The organism is Vibrio qinghaiensis (genome assembly GCF_002257545.1).
In the GTDB taxonomy this organism is placed as follows: domain Bacteria; phylum Pseudomonadota; class Gammaproteobacteria; order Enterobacterales; family Vibrionaceae; genus Vibrio; species Vibrio ordalii.
In genome coordinates this window covers 2,073,252-2,095,801 of the sequence record NZ_CP022741.1, presented here as the reverse complement: position 1 = coordinate 2,095,801, position 22,550 = coordinate 2,073,252, and the positions used below count along the sequence as shown (strand labels likewise).

General features: G+C 43.9%; 21 protein-coding genes and 2 tRNA genes. 13 read left to right on the top strand and 10 right to left on the bottom strand.

Annotated elements, in window-relative coordinates; genetic code table 11:
• Nucleotides 1-104: 104 nt before the first annotated feature.
• Entirely contained in the window at nucleotides 105-1,082 is a 978-nt protein-coding gene (gene rluF, locus CCZ37_RS09750; RefSeq protein ID WP_094500406.1) for a 23S rRNA pseudouridine(2604) synthase RluF, read from the bottom strand.
• 317 nt (nucleotides 1,083-1,399) lie between these two features.
• Complete coding sequence (locus tag CCZ37_RS09745; RefSeq protein WP_010319399.1) at nucleotides 1,400-1,540, bottom strand: DUF3149 domain-containing protein; 141 nt, start codon at nucleotides 1,538-1,540, stop codon at nucleotides 1,400-1,402.
• Nucleotides 1,541-1,814: 274 nt separating this feature from the next.
• Here CCZ37_RS09745 and CCZ37_RS09740 point away from each other — a divergent pair.
• A tRNA-Pro gene (locus tag CCZ37_RS09740) sits at nucleotides 1,815-1,891 on the top strand.
• Nucleotides 1,892-2,943: 1,052 nt separating this feature from the next.
• Complete coding sequence (locus CCZ37_RS09730) at nucleotides 2,944-5,595, top strand: beta-N-acetylhexosaminidase (RefSeq protein ID WP_094500405.1); 2,652 nt, start codon at nucleotides 2,944-2,946, stop codon at nucleotides 5,593-5,595.
• 66 nt (nucleotides 5,596-5,661) lie between these two features.
• On the opposite strand, the gene CCZ37_RS09725 is transcribed toward CCZ37_RS09730, so the two are convergent.
• Together CCZ37_RS09725 and CCZ37_RS09720 are read right to left on the bottom strand one after the other, a co-directional pair.
• Entirely contained in the window at nucleotides 5,662-6,111 is a 450-nt protein-coding gene (locus CCZ37_RS09725; RefSeq protein WP_010319397.1) for a DUF411 domain-containing protein, read from the bottom strand.
• A 13-nt stretch (nucleotides 6,112-6,124) separates the two neighbouring features.
• Nucleotides 6,125-8,650, bottom strand: a complete 2,526-nt coding sequence (locus CCZ37_RS09720; protein WP_208613912.1) for a heavy metal translocating P-type ATPase — start codon at nucleotides 8,648-8,650, stop codon at nucleotides 6,125-6,127.
• 238 nt (nucleotides 8,651-8,888) lie between these two features.
• On the opposite strand from CCZ37_RS09720, the gene gltX reads away from it, so the two are divergent.
• Nucleotides 8,889-10,316, top strand: a complete 1,428-nt coding sequence (gltX, locus tag CCZ37_RS09715) for a glutamate--tRNA ligase (RefSeq protein WP_010319395.1) — start codon at nucleotides 8,889-8,891, stop codon at nucleotides 10,314-10,316.
• A 258-nt stretch (nucleotides 10,317-10,574) separates the two neighbouring features.
• Nucleotides 10,575-11,561, top strand: coding sequence for an OmpA family protein (locus CCZ37_RS09710; protein WP_010319394.1), 987 nt, complete (start codon nucleotides 10,575-10,577; stop codon nucleotides 11,559-11,561).
• A gap of 126 nt (nucleotides 11,562-11,687) precedes the next feature.
• On the opposite strand, the gene CCZ37_RS09705 is transcribed toward CCZ37_RS09710, so the two are convergent.
• The 3 genes from CCZ37_RS09705 to CCZ37_RS09695 all read right to left on the bottom strand — a co-directional run bounded on the left by CCZ37_RS09705 (nucleotide 11,688) and on the right by CCZ37_RS09695 (nucleotide 13,625).
• Nucleotides 11,688-12,194 (bottom strand): Fe3+-citrate ABC transporter substrate-binding protein, encoded by a 507-nt coding sequence (locus CCZ37_RS09705; RefSeq protein ID WP_010319393.1) that lies wholly within the window; start codon nucleotides 12,192-12,194, stop codon nucleotides 11,688-11,690.
• Between the two features lie 166 nt (nucleotides 12,195-12,360).
• A tRNA-Arg gene (locus CCZ37_RS09700) sits at nucleotides 12,361-12,437 on the bottom strand.
• A 54-nt stretch (nucleotides 12,438-12,491) separates the two neighbouring features.
• Nucleotides 12,492-13,625 carry a flagellar assembly protein FlgT gene (locus CCZ37_RS09695; protein WP_094500403.1) on the bottom strand — a complete coding sequence of 378 codons (1,134 nt, stop codon included), beginning with the start codon at nucleotides 13,623-13,625 and terminating at the stop codon, nucleotides 12,492-12,494.
• A gap of 161 nt (nucleotides 13,626-13,786) precedes the next feature.
• Here CCZ37_RS09695 and CCZ37_RS09690 point away from each other — a divergent pair, with 161 nt between their 5' ends.
• Both CCZ37_RS09690 and flgP read left to right on the top strand, forming a co-directional pair.
• Nucleotides 13,787-14,422, top strand: coding sequence for a FlgO family outer membrane protein (locus tag CCZ37_RS09690; RefSeq protein WP_010319391.1), 636 nt, complete (start codon nucleotides 13,787-13,789; stop codon nucleotides 14,420-14,422).
• A 9-nt stretch (nucleotides 14,423-14,431) separates the two neighbouring features.
• Nucleotides 14,432-14,863, top strand: coding sequence for a flagellar assembly lipoprotein FlgP (flgP, locus tag CCZ37_RS09685; RefSeq protein ID WP_010319390.1), 432 nt, complete (start codon nucleotides 14,432-14,434; stop codon nucleotides 14,861-14,863).
• Nucleotides 14,864-14,961: 98 nt separating this feature from the next.
• On the opposite strand, the gene CCZ37_RS09680 is transcribed toward flgP, so the two are convergent.
• The 3 genes from CCZ37_RS09680 to flgA form a co-directional block, all read right to left on the bottom strand.
• Nucleotides 14,962-15,387 (bottom strand): flagella synthesis protein FlgN, encoded by a 426-nt coding sequence (locus tag CCZ37_RS09680; protein ID WP_010319389.1) that lies wholly within the window; start codon nucleotides 15,385-15,387, stop codon nucleotides 14,962-14,964.
• A 31-nt stretch (nucleotides 15,388-15,418) separates the two neighbouring features.
• Nucleotides 15,419-15,739, bottom strand: coding sequence for a flagellar biosynthesis anti-sigma factor FlgM (gene flgM, locus CCZ37_RS09675; RefSeq protein ID WP_010319388.1), 321 nt, complete (start codon nucleotides 15,737-15,739; stop codon nucleotides 15,419-15,421).
• A gap of 126 nt (nucleotides 15,740-15,865) precedes the next feature.
• Nucleotides 15,866-16,612: a flagellar basal body P-ring formation chaperone FlgA gene (gene flgA / locus CCZ37_RS09670; RefSeq protein ID WP_094500402.1), complete on the bottom strand. Its 747-nt coding sequence runs from the start codon at nucleotides 16,610-16,612 to the stop codon at nucleotides 15,866-15,868.
• A gap of 81 nt (nucleotides 16,613-16,693) precedes the next feature.
• Here flgA and CCZ37_RS09665 point away from each other — a divergent pair, with 81 nt between their 5' ends.
• From CCZ37_RS09665 to CCZ37_RS09635, 7 genes are all read left to right on the top strand, one after another.
• On the top strand, nucleotides 16,694-17,620 hold the full coding sequence (locus CCZ37_RS09665; RefSeq protein ID WP_010319386.1) for a chemotaxis protein CheV: 927 nt from the start codon (nucleotides 16,694-16,696) through the stop codon (nucleotides 17,618-17,620).
• Nucleotides 17,621-17,630: 10 nt separating this feature from the next.
• Complete coding sequence (locus tag CCZ37_RS09660; protein ID WP_010319385.1) at nucleotides 17,631-18,458, top strand: protein-glutamate O-methyltransferase; 828 nt, start codon at nucleotides 17,631-17,633, stop codon at nucleotides 18,456-18,458.
• Between the two features lie 252 nt (nucleotides 18,459-18,710).
• Entirely contained in the window at nucleotides 18,711-19,106 is a 396-nt protein-coding gene (gene flgB, locus CCZ37_RS09655; protein ID WP_094500401.1) for a flagellar basal body rod protein FlgB, read from the top strand.
• Nucleotides 19,107-19,110: 4 nt separating this feature from the next.
• Nucleotides 19,111-19,527 carry a flagellar basal body rod protein FlgC gene (flgC, locus tag CCZ37_RS09650; protein ID WP_010319383.1) on the top strand — a complete coding sequence of 139 codons (417 nt, stop codon included), beginning with the start codon at nucleotides 19,111-19,113 and terminating at the stop codon, nucleotides 19,525-19,527.
• 16 nt (nucleotides 19,528-19,543) lie between these two features.
• Complete coding sequence (gene flgD / locus CCZ37_RS09645; RefSeq protein WP_094500400.1) at nucleotides 19,544-20,251, top strand: flagellar hook assembly protein FlgD; 708 nt, start codon at nucleotides 19,544-19,546, stop codon at nucleotides 20,249-20,251.
• A gap of 43 nt (nucleotides 20,252-20,294) precedes the next feature.
• Nucleotides 20,295-21,599 (top strand): flagellar hook protein FlgE, encoded by a 1,305-nt coding sequence (gene flgE, locus CCZ37_RS09640; RefSeq protein ID WP_094500399.1) that lies wholly within the window; start codon nucleotides 20,295-20,297, stop codon nucleotides 21,597-21,599.
• Nucleotides 21,600-21,795: 196 nt separating this feature from the next.
• A complete protein-coding gene (locus CCZ37_RS09635; RefSeq protein ID WP_094500398.1) occupies nucleotides 21,796-22,545 on the top strand; it encodes a flagellar basal body rod protein FlgF in 750 nt (249 codons plus the stop codon).
• Nucleotides 22,546-22,550 lie beyond the last annotated feature (5 nt).

Below are 22,550 nucleotides of genomic sequence, written 5' to 3'. Positions count from 1 at the left end.
TGTCTTAAAGGAGAAACGAATGTTTCTCCTTTTTTATCGTTGCTTCAGTGATGCGTCATTACGGTCATTTTATTGCTCAACAGAATTAACGCATTGTTCGATGATTATTTTTTAAGGCTTAACGTACTGCTTTTTCTGTGGCTATTAGCTGGCGCACCTTGTGATGAATTTGTGGGTCGGCGCGGTGCTCTTTTTGTATTTGGAGCATGGCGAAATTCATCGGCATTGCGCCCTTGGAACGTTTTTGGCTTTTGATTTCTGCGTGCCGTCGAGGTTTGATTTTGCTCACGACTATCAAATAGTTTTGCATCGGTGGCTTTGCGAATACGCTTACCCGTCACATCAAGCTTGGACGCGCCTTCCGTACCGCAAGAACTCTCACACATTGCTAATATTTCAGCGACTTCCTCGTCGCTTAAATAACGCCATTCACCATTAGGGATGCCGTCTAGGCTGATGTTCATAATACGAACTCGGCGTAGTTTAAACACTTCGTAACCTAAGGCCTCACACATACGACGAATTTGACGGTTTAACCCTTGTGTTAACACAATTCTAAAGGAGAACTTCGTTTCTTGGGTTACTTTGCAAGGCAGTGTCACCGTATCAAGAATTTCCACGCCAGAGGCCATCTTATTTAGAAATTCGTCGGTGATGGGTCTATCTACTCGGACGACGTACTCTTTTTCATGGTTATTACCAGCACGTAATATCTTATTGACTATGTCACCATCGTTAGTCAGAAAGATCAGTCCATCAGATGGTTTGTCTAATCGACCTATCGGGAAAATACGTTTGTGGTGGCCAATAAAATCAACAATGTTACCTGGAATATCGCGCTCTGTTGTGCAGGTGATTCCAGTCGGTTTGTTAAGGGCAATGTATATCGGTTTTTCTTTTGATTTTAATGGATTACCATCAATACACACCTCATCGTTCGGCGTGACTTTAGTGCCCATTTCTGGCAATAACCCATTGATGGTTACTCGGCCTTGTTCAATTAGCTTATCAGCCTCTCGACGAGAACAGAAACCAGTTTCACTGATGTATTTGTTTAAACGGGTGGTGGCTTGTTGTGACATAGGTTGCTCTTACGTTTCCCAACGGCGGTGAATAAAAACAAAGCAACACTCTGAGTGTTGCCTATTGACGTTGCGATATTTTAGCAGTTAATAGTAATTAACCAAGGCGTTTTTATTTATGTGCTTATTGTGTGCTTTTCTTGGCATAGCACCATAGATTATTTTGAAACAGATAATCTTATCGAACCGATCTTGAGTAGCCGAATGATGCCATTCATCAAGAAGATAGAGTTATTAACGTGATAAAAAACCGGAGCAGACAGATAATCGACTCCGGTGCATAGCGTTACTCTATTTTCCAATAGGTGCTAAGCGATCTAGTGAGGAGATTTGTCATTCATCACTTTATAAATGAAGAAACCGCCATAAAACAGCATAAGACCAAAAGCACCAAAGATTACTATCATTGAAGATAGCCCCACAGCATTACCAAATAGGAGATCAAGCCAAAAGTCCATGTTTCCTCCAAAGTTTCGAAGACACAGCCAAGTTAAAGTTTGCTCTGTTTGTCGACACTGATCTGGATCAATAATGTTGCGTAAGTTAACTTAATGTTTCTATTGGTGTGTAATTAGTCACGTTTTATGTGTTTTTGATGGTAATTTAGTCAATGAGTTTGTTATTTGATGGAAATAAGATTAAAGGCTTGCGTCTTAGTTTTAGATGCGTACTATACGCATCCGTTCCAGGCAAAAAGCTCGGAACTGCTCGCTAAGTGCAGAGCAAAAATTTCGGTGAATAGCGCAGCTTGGTAGCGCATCTGGTTTGGGACCAGAGGGTCGGGGGTTCGAATCCCTCTTCACCGACCATCTTTAAAAGCCTCGCAGTAATGCGGGGCTTTGTTGCATTCGGAAGCGGTGAGTTTTTTCGTTACCAAAGAGAAAAGGGTTCGCCTCTTTCACTATCTGGCTCTTCACCGACCATATTTAAGAGCCTCGCAGTAATGCGGGGCTTTGTTGCATTCGGAAGCGGTGAGTTTTTTCGTTACCAAATAGAAAAGGGTTCGCCTCTTTCACTATCTGGCTCTTCACCGACCATATTTAAGAGCCTCGCAGTAATGCGGGGCTTTGTTGCATTCGGAAGCGGTGAGTTTTTTCGTTACCAAATAGAAAAGGGTTCGCCTCTTTCATTATCTGGCTCTTCACCGACCACATTAAAAGCCTCGCAGTAATGCGGGGCTTTGTTATATTTGGAAGCGGTAAGTTTTCGTTACCAAATAGAAAAGGGTTCGCCTCTTTCACTATCTGGCTCTTCACCGACCACATTAAAGGCCTCGCAGTAATGCGGGGCTTTGTTGCATCTGGATGTGATCACTTTCATTACCAAAGATAAAGGGTTTTCCTCCTTCACTATCAGTCTCTTCCACTGTCCACCCTTCATCGAGCAAATTCAGCTATTAAAAATAGCAGTCAATATTCCACGATAATAAATAGCATTAGGATGTGTAAAAAACGTCACTTTAGCGCATTTTGACGTTTGATGAGTCATTACAATTTATGACCTATATCACGATTTAACCTGCCAAATCCCTTTAATGAACTTCTCGTCTTCTCGTGAGCTGTGATCTCTATCGATAAATTCATTTTTGTGATGTATTTTTATGTGATCTTTCTCAAGTTAAACTCGTCAAATAATAAATTACGTTTTTGACGTTAAATTTAATCCATTGATTTTAAATAGTTTTGTTTTGATTGTCATTCAGAGGATTTGAACTAGATCACTTCGTGCAGCTAATTATTTTACGCTTAGAAATAACTCCTTGTATGGTGGATGCCTTAGGCCACAAGTCTCGTTGCTTGTTGCTGTTTTCAGTCCTTTTAACAAGATGTTGGGTTTTTATTTTAAAGGTAGGGTGAGTCACATGTTGAAACCTAGTTTGATTGCTGTTTCGGTTATCGCCACATTATCAGGTTGCTCTTTGTTGCAATCACCAGAGCAGAAAGTCGTCGATGCGCTGGCGGAAAATTTGGATATTCATTACACCGTATTAACCAATCACGGGGCAGATGAAGGATTGGCATGTCAGTCTCTCGAAGCGGAATGGGCATCGTGTAATAAAGTGAACATGACCTTGGTTAACCAAGGTGAAGCCGTGAATTCAAAGCAGTGGACTATCTATTTCCACAGCATTCGACTGATTCTGGATGTTGAAAATGATCAATTCAAAATTACCCGTTTAACGGGTGATTTACATAAGCTTGAACCCACTGATAAATTTGATGGTTTTGCTGCGGGCGAAGAGGTTGTTTTACCTCTGGTCGCTGAATATTGGCAGTTGTTTGAAACGGACTTTATGCCGCGTGCATTCGTTGCGGCGCCCAATACAGAGCCTAAACTTATTGTATCTCTCAACACTGAAGACACGTCATCATTTGTGCGTGGACTTGAGGGCGATAATATCAAACGCACTGCCAGCGATAATAATGTGTTTGCTACGGCCATCAGCCGATTTGAGAAAAATAGCGATGTATCACTGCAAGATGTATCAACGGCTCTGTTGCCAACTCCTCTAAAAACAACGCTTGGTCAAGGCGTTGTTGACATTACTCGCGGCCTTAAGCTTGATGTAAAGGACTTTGCGACGGATCAGTTTTCAGCATTGCAAGCGCGTGCCAAAACGATTGGGCTGAAGCTCGATGGAGAGTTGGCGGTTGGTGTTGCGATTACACCGAGCGAATTTTCTGACCAGATGGCGACATCGGGCGCTTATGAGTTGGAGATTGCACCGAATGCTATCTCTATTCGTGCATTTGATGAAGCGGGAGCTTTCTACGCCGTTCAATCTATTTTGGGTTTAGTGGATAGTCAGAATGCCACGGCGTTGCCAGTGATCAGCATCGGAGATGCTCCACGTTTTGATTACCGTGGTGTGATGGTGGATGTCGCACGTAACTTCCATTCTAAGCAAGCGATTTTGGCCACATTAGATCAAATGGCGGCTTATAAGATGAATAAATTACACCTTCATTTGACTGATGATGAAGGTTGGCGTTTAGAAATTCCGGGCTTACCTGAATTGACCGACATTGGTGGACAGCGCTGCTTTGATTTAGATGAGAAAAACTGCTTACTGCCACAGCTTGGCTCCGGTCCAAATTCTGATAACTTTGGCTCAGGTTATTTCAGTCGAGCCGATTACATTGAAATCCTCAAGCACGCTAAAGCGCGCAATATTGAAGTGATCCCTGAAATTGATATGCCAGCCCATGCTCGCTCTGCGGTTGTTTCAATGGAGGCTCGTTTTGAACGTTTGAGCCAAGAAGGGAAAACCGAACAGGCTAGCCAGTATCGCTTGATGGATCCTCAAGACAGCTCTAATGTTACGACGGTTCAGTTTTATGATAAGCAGAGTTTTATTAACCCTTGTTTAGACTCGTCTAAACGCTTTGTGGACAAGGTGATCACTGAAGTGGCCTTGATGCACAGTGAGGCGGGCATGCCTTTATCGACTTGGCATTTTGGTGGCGATGAGGCGAAAAACATCAAATTGGGCGCGGGTTTCCAAGATATTAATGCGACGGAAAAAGTCAGTTGGAAAGGTAACTTAGATCTTTCACAACAAGATAAACCATTTGCGAAATCGCCACAGTGCCAAGCGTTAGTCAGCCAAGGAGTAGTAAGTGACTTTGCTCATTTACCGAGTTATTTTGCTGAGCAAGTGTCGAAAATTGTCGCCGATAAAGGGATTGAGAATTTCCAAGCATGGCAAGATGGCTTGAAATACAGCGAGGGAGAATCCGCTTTTGCCACGCGCAATACACGTGTGAACTTTTGGGATGTCCTCTATTGGGGCGGTACAAGCTCTGTTTATGAATGGGCAAAACAAGGTTACGACGTAATTGTTTCTAACCCTGATTATGTCTACATGGATATGCCTTATGAGGCGGATCCTAAAGAGCGCGGTTATTACTGGGCCACCCGTGCGACCGATACGCGTAAAATGTTTGGTTTTGCACCGGAAAATATGCCGCAAAACGCTGAAACTTCATTAGATCGTGATGGTAATGGTTTTGTCGGTAAAGGAGAGGTGACGTCGAAACCATTCTATGGCTTGTCAGCTCAATTGTGGTCAGAAACGGTTCGTAATGATGAGCAGTATGAATATATGGTTTTCCCTCGAGTGTTGGCTGCCGCTGAGCGTGCTTGGCATAAAGCGGAGTGGGAAAACGACTATAAAGTAGGGGTTGAATACTCTCAGCAAACCAACTTAGTCAATAAGTCTGCACTGAATCAAGATTGGACTCGTTTTGCTAACATCGTTGGGCAACGTGAGTTGGCGAAACTGGAAAAAGCTGGCATTGATTATCGCCTGCCAATACCCGGAGCTAAGATTGAAGCGGGTAAATTGTCGATGAATTCGTCATTCCCAGGCGTTGAGCTGCAATACTCATTAGATGGTCAGCAATGGTTTGATTACTCTAATAGTGAACAACCGAAGGTGTCCGGTGAGGTCTGGATCCGTTCTCTCTCTGCTTCAGGCGAGCGAGTCAGCCGGGTAACTAGCGTTAAATAACTCGTAGTCATATCAAGGCACCCAAATGAAAGCCTCCGCATCTGTCGGAGGCTTTATTACATAAAATCAATTACCTTCGTGGTGAGCAAACTCAAACACCTGACCTTGCTCGTTAAAAGCAAAAACCGAATAGGCTTCTTTCTTATCACCAGATTCCATACCTGGAGAGCCGATTGGCATGCCGGGCGCGGCTAACCCTTTGGCATTTTTTGGTGGATTAGCGAGAAAGGCTTGAATGTCTGTGGCTGGAATGTGACCTTCGAAAACATAGCCGTCGATAACGGCTGTATGGCAAGAGGCGAGCTTGGGTGTAATGCCCAATTGCTGTTTTATTGCCGTCATATCTTCTTGCAATTGGTCGTTAACCTTAAATCCGGCTTGTTGCATGTGAGTGGACCACTCAGTACAGCAGCCGCAATAAGGGGATTTGTAATTGGTCACCTCGGTCACCGTGGCGAATGCGGAGTAGCTGATAAGAGACAAGGTGCTAAGCATAGCAGCTGTGATCATTTTCATCTTTATATAACCTCTAAGAGTGATAAGGGTATTTAAATAGACGCAAGCGGTTAGCGTTGCTCACGACTGTGATTGAGGATAAAGCCATTGCCGCTCCTGCAACTACAGGGCTGAGTAAAAAGCCAAAAGCGGGATAAAGCACGCCAGCGGCAATGGGAATGCCTAGGGTGTTATAGATGAAGGCGCCCAATAAGTTCTGCTTCATGTTTTTTACCGTTGCTTTAGACAGAGCGATAGCATTGACTACGGCAAGTGGTGAGGAGTTGAGCAACGTCATTTGCGCACTCTCTATTGCGACATCACTGCCGCTGCCCATTGCGATACCCATATCGGCTTGCGCAAGGGCTGGCGCATCATTAATACCATCACCGACCATGGCGACGATTTGGCCTTTCTCTTGTAACTGCACGATTTTTTGTGCTTTTTGATCTGGCAGCACTTGAGCGAACACTTGCTGTATGCCCAGTTGTTTGGCTATTGCGGTGGCCACGCTTTGGTTATCTCCAGTTAGCATCACGGTACGAATGTTCATTTTATTCAGTGTGCTGATAGCTTGCGCAGCGTTAGGTTTGATGGGATCAGCAATTGCGATGAGAGCTTTGAGTTCACCGTTAATGGCAACCGCGACTGGTGTCCAAGCTTGCTTTGCGTAGTGTTCAATGGCCGTTTGTGCTTGAGTAAGAGGAACGCCCAGTGATTCAAGGTGCGATAAAGAGGCAACGACGACCGAATCACCGCCAATATTTGCCATTAGCCCTTTGCCTCTTAGGTTGGTAAATTGCTCGACTTCGGCGCTGGTTGATACCAGCGGTTGCGCATAATGGCAGATAGCCTTGCCAAGAGGATGTTCAGAGCGCAGTTCCAAAGCGTAAACAAGGGTTAACAATTTGCTATCTTCAATTCCCCACGTGACTAAGTTCTGAACGGTTGGCTTGCCTTGAGTGAGCGTACCTGTCTTATCAAATACTACAGTGGTGATTTTGCTTGCCGATTGCAATACATTGGCATCTCTGATCAAAATACCCATTTCAGCGGCTTTACCAACTCCTACCGTAACCGAGAGTGGAGTAGCTAAACCCAAGGCACAAGGGCAAGCAATGATCAATACTGTTGTCGCAACCACTAGCATATAACTGGCCTTAGGTTCAGGGCCTACAAAGTACCAAATCAGAGCGGAAAACAGGGCAATCATAACCACTGTCGGTACAAAAATAGCGGATATCTGATCTGCCAGTTTGGCGATGGCTGGTTTACTGCTTTGCGCCTGACGAACCATTTTAATGATACGCGAGAGCATGGTTTGCGCCCCTACGCCAGTGGCTTCGATGACTAAGCTGCCATCATGATTGATGGTGCCTGCCGCAATGGCATCGCCTGCCACTTTTAGGGCGGGGATCGGCTCACCAGTGAGCATGGATTCATCAACATAAGATTCACCGCTGAGGACTTTGCCGTCTATCGGTACTTTTTCTCCCGGTTTTATGCGCAGTTGCATACCAAGTTGTACTAATTCAACTGCAATCTGTTGATCGCCTTGCGCCGTGATGTGTGTTGCTTGTTGTGGTTGCAAGTTAATTAAGGCTTGCAAGGATTGGGTTGTCTTCGCTTTGGCTTTCGCCTCAATGTAGTGGCCTAGTGAAATCAAACCAATAATCATCGCGCTGGCTTCAAAGTAAACATGACGCGAGGCTAAGGGAAACCAAGTTGGGTAAATCACTACCAACATTGAATAAGCCCAGGCCGCTCCAGTTCCTAGGGCGACTAAGCTATCCATGGTGGCGCGCTTATGAGTTAACGCAAGCCAAGCATGACTAAAAAAGTGGCGGCCAGCGGTGGCTAATAGGGCTAAGCACACAATGCCGATAACGCCCCAGTATATTTGTTGCTGAGTGGTCACAATCATCATACTGCCACCGAAAAGGCCCCAAAGCATTAACGGAACACCCATCATTAAACCTAGTAGTGCATTGGTTTTATGCTGCTTCTGTAAATCAAGTGATTGCTGTTTTTGTTTTTCTTGTTGTTGGGCTGGGTCATCGACTCGCTCTGCACGGTAGCCTGCATGAGTAATGGCATTGAGCAATTGCCGTTCAAGGTTAGCGATATCTGCTTGCGAGAGCACTAAGGCGCTTTGTTCCGCTAAATTGATTTGCGCTTTTTGTACCCCGTTAACGCTTAGAAGTGCTTTTTCCACCGAAGAAACACAGCTTGCGCAAGTCATTCCTTGGATCAGTAAGTGGGTACTAACCAAACCTGTTGTTGAGACTTCAGTCTCTGGTGCGAGTGGCTGTGTATCGCTAACCAAGGTTGTGGGTTGCGATGAGGACAGAGGATCGTTGTTCGTGCTGATCAAGGCTTGATAGCCTAAGGATTCGATAGCGGCGATGAGTTGACTTAAAGAGGCCGAAGTGCTCAGTTCGATGAATGTGGGTGACAGTTGGTGGATTTGTACCTCAAATTCTTGCTTGAGATGCTGCTCAAGTTTCTTCGCACAACCCATGCATTTCAGCCCTGATAAAGGCAATTGAAAGCATTCCATTGAAAAATTCCTCATAAAGCAACTCAATAGCTAGAAGCATAAACCTTACCTTTAGGGCAAGGTCAAGTTCCACTAAAGGAAAGTTAAGCGAATTTTAAGCGTTATTCTTGAGCGCAGAAAAACGAAAGGTAATCGAGGATTGTAGATTTAGCCGTCAGTGGTAAAATGTCGCCACTTTTTATCCTGGTACTTGCAGTGGACATGTTCTCCGCTGTCTTTTTATCCCTAAGGAAATCAAATGACGGTTAAAACTCGTTTTGCTCCTAGCCCGACAGGCTATCTTCACGTTGGTGGTGCGCGTACTGCACTTTACTCTTGGCTTTATGCAAAAAGCCAAGGTGGTGAGTTTGTTTTGCGTATTGAAGACACCGACCTAGAGCGTTCGACGCAAGAAGCCGTAGACGCGATTCTTGAAGGTATGACTTGGCTAGGTTTGAATTGGGATGAAGGCCCATATTTCCAAACTAAACATTTTGATCGTTATAACGAAGTTGTCGATAAGCTGCTTGCTGAAGATAAAGCCTACAAATGTTACGCCTCTAAAGAGCTGTTAGATGAAGTTCGTGCCGAGCAAGAAGCGAACAAAGAGATGCCGCGCTACGATGCTGATCACCCAAAAATCAAAGCGGTTAACGACGCCGCAAAAGAAGGGGATCCGTGTGTTATCCGTTTCCGTAATCCTAAAGAAGGCAGCGTAATTTTTGACGACCAGATCCGCGGTCGTATCGAAATCTCCAACAGCCAGATGGATGATCTGATCATTCGCCGTACCGATGGCTCACCCACCTATAACTTCTGTGTAGTGGTGGATGACTGGGATATGGGGATTACTCATGTCGTTCGTGGCGAAGATCACATCAACAACACACCTCGTCAAATCAACATTTACGAAGCGTTAGGTGCTCCTGTACCTGTGTTTGCGCACTGCGCAATGATCTTAGGTGACGACGGCGCGAAGCTATCTAAACGTCATGGCGCTGTTTCTGTGATGCAGTATCGCGATGAAGGTTATCTGCCTGAAGCACTGAATAACTATTTAGTTCGTCTCGGTTGGTCTCATGGCGACCAAGAAATTTTCTCGCGTGAAGAGATGATTCAGTTCTTCAGTTTAAATGCCATTAGCAAATCGGCATCTGCATTTAATACTGATAAGTTGTTGTGGCTGAACAATCACTACATCAAAACATCAGAGCCTGAATATGTTGCAAAACACCTTGAATGGCACTTTGAGCAACAAGGCATCAATAAAGACAACGGCCCAGCATTAGTTGAGATCGTTACACTGGTTGGTGAACGCTGCAACACCTTGGTTGAACTTGCTGCTCAATCTCGTTACTTCTTTGAAGATTTTGCTGAGTTTGATGCTGATGCGGCGAAAAAACACTTGCGCGGTGTGGCGAAAGAGCCGCTAGCACTTGCTTTAAGCAAATTAGAAGCGTTGAGTGACTGGACAACGGAAAACCTGCACGCTGTTATCGCTCAAGTGTGTGAAGAGCTTGAAATCGGTATGGGTAAAATAGGTATGCCGCTGCGCGTTGCTGTCACTGGTGGTGGCCAATCACCATCGGTTGATGCCGTCATGCAACTGATCGGCAAAGAGCGCGTCATTGCTCGTATCAATATGGCATTAGCCTTTATTGCTGAGCGTGAAGCGAACGCTCAATAAGTCAATCATACGAACAACGCTTTAGACCGCAGCTTATGCTGCGGTTTTTTTATATCGGCTTTGTTAAATCCTTTGGTGTAGAGCACTGACAATATTTCACAAAACGATGACAGAGAATAAACTAATGCGCTATTTAACCTTTCTTTACATACAGTATATTGGTTTCGAGTTATGCAGGTATGTGGGTAGGCGAAAAGTAAACCGTTTTTTGGGTACCGCAACCGCATTATGATAACGATAAATAGGAAAGGAAAACGTATGAAAAAGTTAGCAGCAGCAGTTTCAATGGCGCTTGTTTTTGCATCTTCTGCCGCGATGGCTGAAGTCTATGTGGGTGCTAAAGTTGGTAAATCTTGGCTTGATGACGCTTGTCGTGTTGGAGATGTGTGTGAAGATGAATCTTCAACCGTCGGTGCTTACCTTGGTTACCAAGCATTTAATTGGCTTTCATTAGAGGCAGGTTACGATTACTTAGGTAAATTTAGTGGCGCAGGGCTGAATGATGAAAAAGTAACGGCCATTACACTCGCACCGAAAGTCAGCCTTCCTTTGACTGATGCCATTGCCTTATATGCTAAAGTCGGCGGTGCTTATGTTGACTATGGCAATAAAGATGATTACTCATATTTAGGTGCCGCTGGTATTGAGTTTAACACCGATAATAACGTCACTTTACGTTTGGAATATCAAAGCCTCACCGATATTAATAACGATCTTGTCCGAGCGGCAGGTAACTCGGCTACCTTAGGTGTTTCGTATAAATTTGGTGGAAGTAAAGCAGAACCTGCGCCAGTCATCGTGCAAGAGGTGTTTGTTGAAGAAGTTGCACAGCCAGTGGTTGAGCCTGTCGTTATTCCCCAAGAACCTGAAACGGTTGTTAAGCATGTGCCATTTCAACGTTTGGACAGCAGTAGCTTTGCCCATAACAGCACTAAGCTAACAGCAGAGAGTACTAACCAGCTCGATAAACTCGTGAAATATTTGCAAGCTTACCCACAAGCCGATGCTGAAATCATTGGTCATACTGACTCAACTGGCGCTGCGGCTTACAACCAGAAACTATCAGAAAAACGCGCACAAGTTGTTGCTGATGTTGTGATTGCTAAAGGTGTGGATGCGAACCGTCTTACCGTAAAAGGTGAAGGGGAAAATAGCCCAATCGCATCGAACGATACAGTCGAAGGTCGCAAGCAAAACCGTCGTGTTGATATCGTTATTCCAAGCTTTGATTATGAAGTAAAATAATAACGCTTAAGTATTAGAAAATAGAGAAAGCTCGCAACTAATGCGGGCTTTCCTTTTTATAAACGAAGAAAGTTTGTTATAAACGAAGAGAGTTTGATCCAGTAACAGGCTCTCTGTAATACGATACTATTTCAGATCAATACTATTCAGACGACCCATGTAGATGAGAATATCCAAGTCTTCTTTATAAGCCTCTAATAGCGCCTTTTTCGTTTTAGTATAAGCAGCCAGCTTACCATGCTTGTTGATTGAACAAACCACACTTTGAAATTCGCAATTACCTTGCTCATTATAGTGCCTCCAAGCGGCAATATAACAAGGGTCTCGTGCTTCCGGGTTATCGAGGGTTGGCCTGGGTTTGTATATGATTTTAGGCTCTAAACTGTGTGGTAGACGAGTCATCAAGTAGGGATCTTTGAGCAGACGACGCCAATGTTTCCCCCACATCTCTGAACCTAATTCATTGCGCAGCTTTATCGCCTTTTTAAGCCCTTTTTTCTCACCAATACGGATATAGCCGACAGAACGGTGCAGCACCGTATCATCCGGCGTATGGATATGAATTTTATAGGCGGTCTTTGCTTTAGAGATAAAGCGGTGACCAGTATTCGTGATTAGATTGCTCTTTTTCATCATTTTTTCTATCGATAAATCTGTTAATACTAATTCTAGATTATTTGACATAGAACTTACAGTAAGCACTGTATATGAATCGTAGTAGCTCAAATCAATATTAGGTCAGTTTTTCGTCATAAGAAAAAAGCCTCAACACCGAATGGGTGTTGAGGCTTTATCAAAATGGCGCTCCCGACAGGAGTCGAACCTGTGGCCTGCCCCTTAGGAGGGGGCCGCTCTATCCTACTGAGCTACGGGAGCGAAGCGGAATAGTTTACTCAATAATTTGATGATGTTAACTACTTAAAACGAAAATTAAAGCTGTTTGTGCATAACATCGCCAATTTGAATGCTGGAGGCGAGATTTTCTTGATCAACACTGAGCTCAGCTTCGTTTTCATAGACGCGAGTGACCGTGAGGGTAATGTCACTTTGAGTCACTTTATTTCGTGGTAGACCTTTCTGATCAATAAAAGAGCCTGTATGCCATAACTGTAATTTATCGCCAGTTTTAACGCCATGTACACGCCCTAAATCGATCGTGATGGTGTTACCGTATTTAGCCACAACCTCGGGGAGTGTTATTTTACATGAAAGCTCAGATTCGAGATCAAGCATGATATTTCTACTGACACGCAGCATCATGCTGCCATAGGTTGAAGCCCAAAAACGAGCACTAGTAGTATCTATCTGACTGGTTTTGGCGAAGGGCCATTTAGCGACTTCTCTATAGTGCCTAGTCATGACTTCTTGGCCTGTTTTGCCATCGAATATCTGGATTTTCATGGCAAATTGCCGGTTGATGACATCATCAGCGAGCAGTTTTTGATCTATAGTTGCGGTTAAATCTGTGATGGTGCCACCCAAAATATATTGTGCACCTGTGTCCTCTGCAATCATGGTTAAGCGTTCTGGGTGCTGTTTTTCAATTGCATAATCTGTGGTACCTACGGACACAAAACTGCGAGACTCTTGATCGAGTTGACGGTTGAGGACCTGCGTAAAATCATCGCCCACACGGTAAATTTGGCCCATAACCGCTTGTTGTGGCGATGCGAGATCAATGTTGCCGACTAGAAAGGTTTTCTTATATTGGCTTACGTGGCAACCCGTTGCCGAAGGATAAATATCAATTCGAGCTTTAACATACATCACTCCTCGACGCGTTTTATTCTCTTCGACTAACACATAGCGTACTTCATGGTTAGTAAACTGGTACTCTTTACGGTCTGATTCCAGCAGTGGTCGCAAGTTACTGATGCTGCCAATGTCTGCCCCGGCAAAGTTTACCGCCTTATAAATGGCATCTTCTAATGCATTGAGACGAGCGACTTCCTCTGAGGAAACAATGGCTGATGAACCGGTCACTTCATACCAAGCAGCATAAGTGGCCTGAGAAAAGGTGATTGCACAAAGTATTGAAAGTAAAGCATAAATATTTTTTTTCATTATTATTTACCAGTTGGGTATAAATTTTGCTTTTAAAATCTTAGCTGATGTAGGCAATGCGTTTTGAAAGTGTAACAAGTTTTGAAAAGCAAAGAGTGTTCCAAGTTTTTTAATCTGAAGTTTGGAATCAATATTGCCTCAGTATATCTGGAGATAAGAGAATGAAAAAATGGCTTTCGATAGTGCCCGTAGTCTTGTTAACGGCTTGTGCCTACGCCCCGATTTATAATGGTAAAGAACCATACAATGGTTCGCAGTTTATGTTAATGGAGAGCCCGCGTCACACGTTGGATTTCTTTGTTGAAAGCATGACAGAAGATTTGATGGTGTCCAATACCAGTGTTTCTGCTCGTACTCCTATCGCTGTCACATCGTTTGTGGACCTGCAAAGTATGGACGTGACTAACTGGTTGGGTAATTCGGTTTCTGAAGGATTTATCCATCAGTTTCAACGCCGAGGATTTAAAGTGGTTGATTTCAAAACCACAGGTTCGATTCAGGTAACTCAGCAAGGTGATTTTGCTTTCAGCCGTGACTGGAAAGACCTCGCTCAAGAACAAGAGATCCAATACATATTAACTGGAACAATGCTTCGCCAAGAGGGAGGGGTATTGGTGAACGCTCGTGTTGTGGGGATGCAATCGCGCGTTGTTGTTGCGACTGCACAGGGTTTCTTACCTGCCGATCGTATTGGTCGTGATCTTGATACGCTCAATAGTATTCGAACACAAGATGGTGTGTTAATTCGCTCTGATCCGACGATCAAGCAGCCGTATACTGTTATCTTGCGTCCATAGGAGAAACCAATGAAAAAATGGCTATTACTTCTAGTGGCTATCATGATGGTGGGTTGCCAGCCATTGCAAACCATGCGCGCTGATGAATGGTTGACGGCGGTAGGTTATGCCAATATCAGTGAGCAAACTGGGCGTAGTGTGGATGAAAAGCAAGTCCGTGCAATGCGTGCCTCTAAAATCGATGCTTATCGCGAACTGGCAGAGCAAGTCTATGGAATGCGAGTGAGTGGTCGTGCTGAACTACAAGATCAGCGATTGGGCACAGAGCTGACGTCGGGAGCGGTTGATGGTGTTATCCGCGGAGCAGAAGTGGTCCGCAGTTATAAGGTGGGTGACAGTTATGTCACTGAGTTACGTCTCGATATCCGTAAGATGGATAAACTGCGTGACTACGGCGAAGTTCAGCAAGTACCAGAAAAACGTCAACAAACACTCTTCTAAATCTTCCTTCTCTCCAGATCGAAAAAGCGGCAAAGTTTGCCGCTTTTCTGTTTAATTCGTTTCAGCTTAAAAAATTTAGTCACTCAGCTGCATGTTGGTTACGCTTTAATATTGGTCCCTAAAGTGGACACTGTGTGGGTTTGTCCACCAGCGTTATACGTCATGCCAATTTTGCCATGGCTTTGCTGCATCAAATTATTGAGTTTATTAAAACTGAGTTGTGCACGTTGTAGCGCCTCACCATTAACAAGGTTTGCTTGCTGGCAATCGTGAACAATGGAACGAATCTGATCAACGATTTGCGACAGGAGTACATCTTCAGTCAGGCTCACGACATGAGGATGTTTCGCAATTCGGAGGTCAGTTTGTTGAAGTTGTCCAACTAAGGTCATCTTTTGTTTAGCAATAGCTTCGATTTCACTCGATGAACGGCTCGTGATGGCTACTTTTTCTTGTTCAAGTAGCGCAGAGAGTTCTAGTGCATTCTTTAACTGGAAATCGACTAAGTCTTTTAATACCGCCATTGTGTGTTGCCTTAATCAGTCAAAAGTAGGGTTAGTTAAAACCGCCCAATTCTTTTTCAAATTTAATCATATTATCGGCCAACTTTTCTGGGTCGACTCTATATGAGCCATTGGCTATTGCATCTTTAATTGCAGCGACTTTTGCACTATCAAAACTTGGCTGAGATACCATTTGATTGTGCATTTCACCAATGGCCTTACCTTGGGTACTGAGTGATACCGCATCTTGATTTTGAGGTGAACGAGTGACAGAGCCGGATGCCGATGGAGATGCATTCGATTCAGTACGGGCATTACTACGATTTGTCGTCGTTAATGTTTGCCCCGAACGTATGTTATCAATACCTGCCATATGTGAGCCTTACTAATAAAATGGAAACCTGTACAGTCAATATCGACGGTGCTTATGATTACTTTAGTTTTTTTTCTGTTTCACTTTCTTAATAACGTAAACACATTTAGAAGCGTAATGAAAGTGTTAAAACTGAACCGTGACTTCGCTAATGCCTGTTACTTGTGCATCTATTATACGGTTTGATTTATCATTTTTCACTTTTATCTGCTCACCAAAAATACCATCACTCAAAGCGGTTCCTTTGGTTGTGATTATCATTCCCTGTTTGACCGCTTGAATCATAACGCTTTCATTACGGCATACGACGCAGATATCATTTTGTTCAAGGACATCGCCAATACGCATATTTTTCTTCACTTTTGCACCGACGATACGATTTATATCGGAAAAACCTTGTCGTCTAAAGCGGTGTAAGTCTACCATTGTAATCAAGACATCTTGTTGCGTAATTTGCTGCCCACGGGATATGGGTACAGCCACAGTGACAAGTGGCAGTGAAATGGTCAGTCTTACGGGAACATAAATTTTCCAGTTATCCTCAATGCATTCAACAAGAACTGTGATATTACTTGCGGAACCATTATTGGATGACGAAGAGGTTGATAGTGGTGCGGGGCAGTCGGTAGCATAAATTCGGTCATCAATATTTGCCGCTTTTACGTTTAACTCCCCACCGAGAGGCCACTCAATAGTTTCTAAAACATGTTGTTCAGCGGCTTGTTGAATAGCTTCAACTTGCGGCAAAGTGGCCGAATTGACAGAAAGATTAAAGAAAAACAATAAAAAGCCGATAGAGAGATAAAAATTTTTATAGAAAGCTCTACACTTAGTTATGGGAAGTAGATGTAAACATGTTTTTGGATGCATCATTCTGTTTCTCTTGTTTCTTCATAGCCTATAGTTAGTAGACTACCACTTTTTTGCATGAAAGTTTGAGATGGAGATGAGCTTATGACGGGTATTCTTGATTCTGTGAATCAGCGTACGCAACTCGTCGGTCAAAACCGATTAGAACTCTTAACGTTCCGTCTAATGGGACGCCAACGTTATGGTATCAACGTATTTAAAGTTAAAGAGGTACTCCAGTGCCCTAAGCTAACTTTAATGCCCAATTTACATCGCCTAGTCAAAGGTGTTGCTCATATTCGTGGTCAAACCGTTTCTGTCATTGATTTGAGTTTGGCTGTGGGCGGACGCCCAACCGCCGACCTTGATAAGTGTTTCGTTGTCATTGCTGAATTCAACCGATCCATTCAAGCTTTCTTAGTAAGTTCGGTCGATCGAATTGTAAACATGCACTGGGAAGCCATTCTTCCCCCGCCAGATGGCTCAGGCAAGGATAACTACTTAACCGCAGTCACCAATATTGATAATGAATTGGTAGAAATTCTTGATGTAGAGAAAATTTTGGCAGAGATTTCTCCGGTTAATGAGACAATGGATTCATCGATCGGTGAATCGATCGCCCAAGTTGAAACGGAAAAAGAGATCATTCGTCGAATTTTAATTGCCGATGACTCAACCGTTGCGCGTAAACAGGTTCAAAGAGCAGTAGAATCGATAGGTTTTGAAGTGGTTGCTGTCAAGGATGGCAAGGAAGCGTATGAGAAATTGGTTGAAATGTCACAAGATGGGCCGATTTACAATCAAATATCTTTAGTGATCTCTGATATTGAAATGCCTGAAATGGACGGCTATACATTAACAGCAGAGATACGTAGAAATTCAGATTTGAAAGATCTATACGTTATTCTTCACTCTTCATTGAGCGGCGTTTTTAACCAAGCCATGGTTGAGCGAGTGGGTGCAAACTCATTCATTGCTAAATTTAACCCTGATGAGCTTGGGAATGCGGTGAAAGCCGCACTAGTTAACTAAAGAGAAATTAATGACTGCTATAACTATAAGCGATCAAGAATATCGCGATTTCAGCCGTTTTTTGGAATCTCAGTGCGGGATTGTACTTGGAGATAGCAAACAGTATTTAGTGAGAAGTCGCTTAAGCCCACTGGTTGCCAAGTTCAAGCTAACCTCTCTTTCTGACTTGTTACGTGATGTGGTTACGGGGCGAAACCGTGAGCTACGAGTTGCAGCGGTTGATGCCATGACCACCAACGAAACACTGTGGTTCCGTGATGCTTACCCCTTCACCGTTTTAGCGGAACGTTTATTACCAGAGGTTGCGGCAAATAAACGCCCTATAAAAATTTGGTCAGCAGCAAGCTCTTCAGGGCAAGAGCCTTACTCAATGGCGATGACGGTACTGGAAACTCAACAGCGCAAGCCGGGTATGTTGCCGAGCGTAGCCATCACCGCGACGGATATTTCCGCCAGCATGTTGGATATGTGTAAGGCGGGGATTTATGACAATTTAGCGCTTGGCAGAGGGTTATCACCGGAGCGTCGTAAAACCTTTTTTGAAGATGCGGGTGATGGTCGAATGAAAATCAAAGATAACGTTAAGCGTTTGGTGAATTTCCGTCCTCAGAACTTGATGGAGAGTTATTCTTTATTGGGTAAGTTCGATATTATTTTCTGTCGTAACGTTTTGATTTATTTCTCACCTGATATGAAGTCGAAAGTATTAAATCAAATGGCCAGTAGCTTAAACCCCGGCGGCTACTTATTGCTTGGAGCATCGGAGTCACTGACGGGATTGACCGATAAGTTTGAAATGGTTCGTTGTAACCCTGGCATCATTTATAAACTCAAATAGTTACATCCCTATATTGCCACTTGCCCAGCTTTTGCTGGGCTTTTTGCCCTTACCGGCTTTCTTCTTATCTTTATGAGCCATGTTTAGTTAGCCGTTTTATGGTGTGTTGAGAAAAGCGGTGCAAATTTTGCTTATGTTTCGAGAGATTTTTATTGAGATAAAACGATTATAAGTACGGTTGTTTGTTTAAAGTTGGTACGTTACTTGCTTTTATGTAAGTAGTAACAGTCAGTTTTTAGTGTAGAGGCAAACATGGCTATTTCTTTTGACAAGGCATTAGGTATTCACCAACACACGGTTGGTGTACGTGAGCGCAATGCTGAGGTGATTTCCACCAATATTGCACAAGCGAACACACCGGGCTTTAAAGCAAAAGGAATGGACTTTCAAAAAGCATTGCAGGCGGCAAGTTCAGGGGCAAGCATTGGTCTTAGCCGTACGGATGGTCGGCATATATCTGCCTCCACGAAAGTAACTGGCGAGAGTCTCTATCGAATTCCGACTCAACCTGATACGGGTGATGGCAACACGGTGGACGTAGATTTAGAGCGTAACTTGTTTATGCAAAATCAAATAAGACACCAAGCCTCACTGGACTTCTTAGGAAGTAAATTCAAGAACTTAACGAAAGCAATCAAAGGGGAATAAGTAGATGAGCTTATTTAATGTGTTCAATGTGACTGGTTCTGCAATGAGTGCTGAATCTGTTCGTCTAAATACGACCTCAAGTAACTTAGCCAATGCGGATAGTGTGAGTAGTTCGGCGAAAGATACTTACAAAGCGCGTCATGCGGTGTTTGGTGCAGAGTTAAGTAAAGCGCGTTATAACCGTGATCATAATGTACCTGTAAAAGTATTAGGTATTGTTGAAAGCGATAAACCGCTTAACGCAGAATATAACCCAGATCACCCACTTGCCAACGATGAAGGCTATATTTACAAGCCTAACGTCAATGTGATGGAAGAGATGGCTAACATGATTTCGGCTTCTCGTTCTTATCAAACGAACGTGCAGGTGGCTGATGCAAGTAAACAAATGCTGCTGCGCACGCTGCAGATGGGTCAATAGGATAAGGGGATAGCGTATGGCCGGAATAAATAACATTGGTCAAAGCGGCTTGTCTTATATTGACCAGCTGAAAAGTCTTCAAGACCAAAAGAAAACAGAAGAGACCACGGGGAAGCAAGATCTTAAACAAGAAGACTTCCTGTCGTTACTCACTAAACAATTGGCTCAGCAAGATCCTTTTAAACCGGTCAGTAATGACCAGATGATCGCCCAAATGGCGTCATTTGCCACGGTTGATGGTATCGGCAAAATGAACACTCAGTTTGAGAGTCTCAACTCGTCAATGACATCCAACCAAGCTCTACAGGCTTCATCACTGGTTGGTCGTGATGTGTTAGTACCGGGAGCTGCAGGGATCAAAAAAGAGGATGCTGGGATGGCTGCGATGGTCAAACTTCCTCAAAGTTTAGATAACTTGTTTGTCCGAATAGAGAATGAAGCTGGGCAATTGGTTCGTACCTTTGATGTCGGGGCTAAATCAGCCGGTGATAATCGCGTTGAATGGGACGGTAACGATCAAAACGGTAATCCATTGCCGGGCGGCAAATACCAAGTAAAAGCTTCGGGTTTGCTCGATGGAGAAAGCAAGGAGTTTGCGGTATCGACTTACGCAAACGTCAATAGCGTTCTGCTGGGTAAAGGTGATGGTAACGTACTGCTCAATCTGGCTGGATTTACATCGCCAGTTAAACTTGCTGAAGTACTAGAAGTTGGCAAAGCGTAACTCTTTATAGAGTAGATATGCTAGCTAGATAGGAGATTTTGGAATGTCGTATATATCATTAAGCGGTTTATCCGCAGCTCAGTTAGATCTGAACACCACCAGTAACAACATTGCTAACGCGAATACCTTTGGTTTTAAAGAGTCGCGTGCTGAGTTTGGTGATGTTTACTCAACCTCATTGTTTACCAACTCCAAAACGACTCCTGGTCAAGGTGTTCAGGCGAACAAAGTGGCACAACAATTCCACGAAGGTTCCAGTATTTATACGAATAACCCGATGGACTTGCGCGTTGCGGGAACCGGGTTCTTTGCGGTTGCGAAAGATAAGCTGACGCCTCAACAAAATGAGCTGACCAGAAATGGTGCTTTCCACCTCGATAAAAATGATTACATGGTAACGTCAAATGACGAGTTTTTACTTGGCTATGATGTTAACCCTGATACCGGTGACGTACTTTCGTATGAGCCCAAGCCTATCAACATTCCTGCTCAGTTTGGTAAACCTAAACAGACAGCCAATGTTGAACTTGGCGCGAACTTACCAGCTGGTGGTAAGTTAAAAGATCCGGCTTTATTTGATATTACTGATCCCGAGACGTACAACCGTACTACTTCATCGACAATCTATGATTCGATGGGGCAGCCTTATAAGTTGACATCTTATTACCTCAAAGATCAGGCGCAAGCTAATACATGGCAAACCTATTACACCGTGACGGATAAAACGGGTGAGAAACCAATCAATGTAGTTGGTGGTGATGCTACTACGCCGACGGGTCATATTGGGCATACCATGAAGTTTAACAATGATGGTACGCTAGCCAGTATGAATAATGGTCAGCAAATTGTAACCGAGCCGTTAGGTTTGGGGGCAAACCCAGTTGAACTCAACGGTGCTGATGCCAACCAAACCTTGTCGTTCAGTCTCGATTCAGCTACGCAATTTGCCGCTCCTTTTGAGTTGACTAAGTTTGTACAAGATGGTGCAACCACGGGCTTTTTGACGAAGATCGATTTCGATGAAAATGGCAGTGTGTTAGCCACTTACTCAAATGGTCAAAATACCATTCTAGGACGTGTGGGGCTTGTCCGCGTAGCCAATGAACAAGGCTTAGATAAAAAAGGTGGCACGCAGTGGGATTCGACTCAATTCTCAGGTGATAAAATTTGGGGTGAATCAAACAAAGGCTCATTTGGTACCATCAGTAATGGTGTTATTGAACAATCCAACATTGATATGACTCAAGAGCTGGTGGATCTTATCTCTGCTCAGCGCAACTTCCAAGCGAACTCGCGTGCTTTAGAAGTGCATACTGGATTACAACAAACGATTTTACAAATCCGTTAATTCCTTTAACGTCATCTACGGCAATACCAAGTTAGCGGCAATGTTAGCTTGGTATTGTTGCCATCTGTAAGCGGCAATCTGAGCTATTCCCTTCTTGAACTCTTTGTTTTTTATATAACCTTTTGATTATAAATATTCATTTAAGTTGGCACGTCAATTGCTTTTAATAATCGAACGATGATTATTGGAGCAGATTATGGACCGCGCACTGTTTCTCGCCATGAGTGGCGCAAAGCAAAATATGCAAGCCATGCAATTAAGAGCGAACAATTTAGCAAACGTCAGTACCACGGGGTTCCGTGCTGATTTGGCGCAGGCTCGCTCAATGCAAGCTTATGGCGAAGGGTTACCGAGCCGCGTGTTTAGCATGACAGAACGTCCGGGACATAATTTTGCGCAAGGCAGTGTCATTACCACGGGGCGCGATCTCGATATCACCATTCAAGGTGACGGTTGGATTTCCATGATGGATAAAACCGGCAAAGAGGGGTTAACCCGCAGTGGCAACCTTAGCATTGACCAAGATGGCATGCTCATAAATGGTAGCGGCCATCTAGTGCTAGATGGAACGGGCGCGCCAATCACTTTACCTATTCCATTGAGTAAAGTAGAAATCGGTAATGACGGTACTATTTCCGTTCGTCCGCAAGGCGCTCCAGCCGATGCGATGGAAGTGGTAGGCCGAATTAAACTGGTTCGACCCAATAATCAATCCCTATACAAAGATACGAATGGTTTATTCCGTGCTAAAGATCCTAATGCAGCATTCGAAGCAGATGCTAGCGTAAAGCTATTAAAAGGTGCGCTGGAAGGCAGTAATGTCAATGCGGTGGGTGAGATGACTAGCTTGATTGAGCTACAACGTCAGTTTGAAATGCAAGTCAAAATGATGAGCACCGCAGAAGAGATGGACAAATCGTCCGATTCACTGCTTCGTATGAGCTGATAAGC

What these genes read in the sequence shown, in the direction of transcription:
- rluF (WP_094500406.1), bottom strand. Translation starts at nt 1,082, where the DNA reads ATGTCACAACAAGCCACCACCCGTTTAAACAAATACATCAGTGAAACT.
- CCZ37_RS09745 (WP_010319399.1), bottom strand. Translation starts at nt 1,540, where the DNA reads ATGGACTTTTGGCTTGATCTCCTATTTGGTAATGCTGTGGGGCTATCT.
- CCZ37_RS09730 (WP_094500405.1), top strand. Translation starts at nt 2,944, where the DNA reads ATGTTGAAACCTAGTTTGATTGCTGTTTCGGTTATCGCCACATTATCA.
- CCZ37_RS09725 (WP_010319397.1), bottom strand. Translation starts at nt 6,111, where the DNA reads ATGAAAATGATCACAGCTGCTATGCTTAGCACCTTGTCTCTTATCAGC.
- CCZ37_RS09720 (WP_208613912.1), bottom strand. Translation starts at nt 8,650, where the DNA reads ATGGAATGCTTTCAATTGCCTTTATCAGGGCTGAAATGCATGGGTTGT.
- gltX (WP_010319395.1), top strand. Translation starts at nt 8,889, where the DNA reads ATGACGGTTAAAACTCGTTTTGCTCCTAGCCCGACAGGCTATCTTCAC.
- CCZ37_RS09710 (WP_010319394.1), top strand. Translation starts at nt 10,575, where the DNA reads ATGAAAAAGTTAGCAGCAGCAGTTTCAATGGCGCTTGTTTTTGCATCT.
- CCZ37_RS09705 (WP_010319393.1), bottom strand. Translation starts at nt 12,194, where the DNA reads ATGAAAAAGAGCAATCTAATCACGAATACTGGTCACCGCTTTATCTCT.
- CCZ37_RS09695 (WP_094500403.1), bottom strand. Translation starts at nt 13,625, where the DNA reads ATGAAAAAAAATATTTATGCTTTACTTTCAATACTTTGTGCAATCACC.
- CCZ37_RS09690 (WP_010319391.1), top strand. Translation starts at nt 13,787, where the DNA reads ATGAAAAAATGGCTTTCGATAGTGCCCGTAGTCTTGTTAACGGCTTGT.
- flgP (WP_010319390.1), top strand. Translation starts at nt 14,432, where the DNA reads ATGAAAAAATGGCTATTACTTCTAGTGGCTATCATGATGGTGGGTTGC.
- CCZ37_RS09680 (WP_010319389.1), bottom strand. Translation starts at nt 15,387, where the DNA reads ATGGCGGTATTAAAAGACTTAGTCGATTTCCAGTTAAAGAATGCACTA.
- flgM (WP_010319388.1), bottom strand. Translation starts at nt 15,739, where the DNA reads ATGGCAGGTATTGATAACATACGTTCGGGGCAAACATTAACGACGACA.
- flgA (WP_094500402.1), bottom strand. Translation starts at nt 16,612, where the DNA reads ATGATGCATCCAAAAACATGTTTACATCTACTTCCCATAACTAAGTGT.
- CCZ37_RS09665 (WP_010319386.1), top strand. Translation starts at nt 16,694, where the DNA reads ATGACGGGTATTCTTGATTCTGTGAATCAGCGTACGCAACTCGTCGGT.
- CCZ37_RS09660 (WP_010319385.1), top strand. Translation starts at nt 17,631, where the DNA reads ATGACTGCTATAACTATAAGCGATCAAGAATATCGCGATTTCAGCCGT.
- flgB (WP_094500401.1), top strand. Translation starts at nt 18,711, where the DNA reads ATGGCTATTTCTTTTGACAAGGCATTAGGTATTCACCAACACACGGTT.
- flgC (WP_010319383.1), top strand. Translation starts at nt 19,111, where the DNA reads ATGAGCTTATTTAATGTGTTCAATGTGACTGGTTCTGCAATGAGTGCT.
- flgD (WP_094500400.1), top strand. Translation starts at nt 19,544, where the DNA reads ATGGCCGGAATAAATAACATTGGTCAAAGCGGCTTGTCTTATATTGAC.
- flgE (WP_094500399.1), top strand. Translation starts at nt 20,295, where the DNA reads ATGTCGTATATATCATTAAGCGGTTTATCCGCAGCTCAGTTAGATCTG.
- CCZ37_RS09635 (WP_094500398.1), top strand. Translation starts at nt 21,796, where the DNA reads ATGGACCGCGCACTGTTTCTCGCCATGAGTGGCGCAAAGCAAAATATG.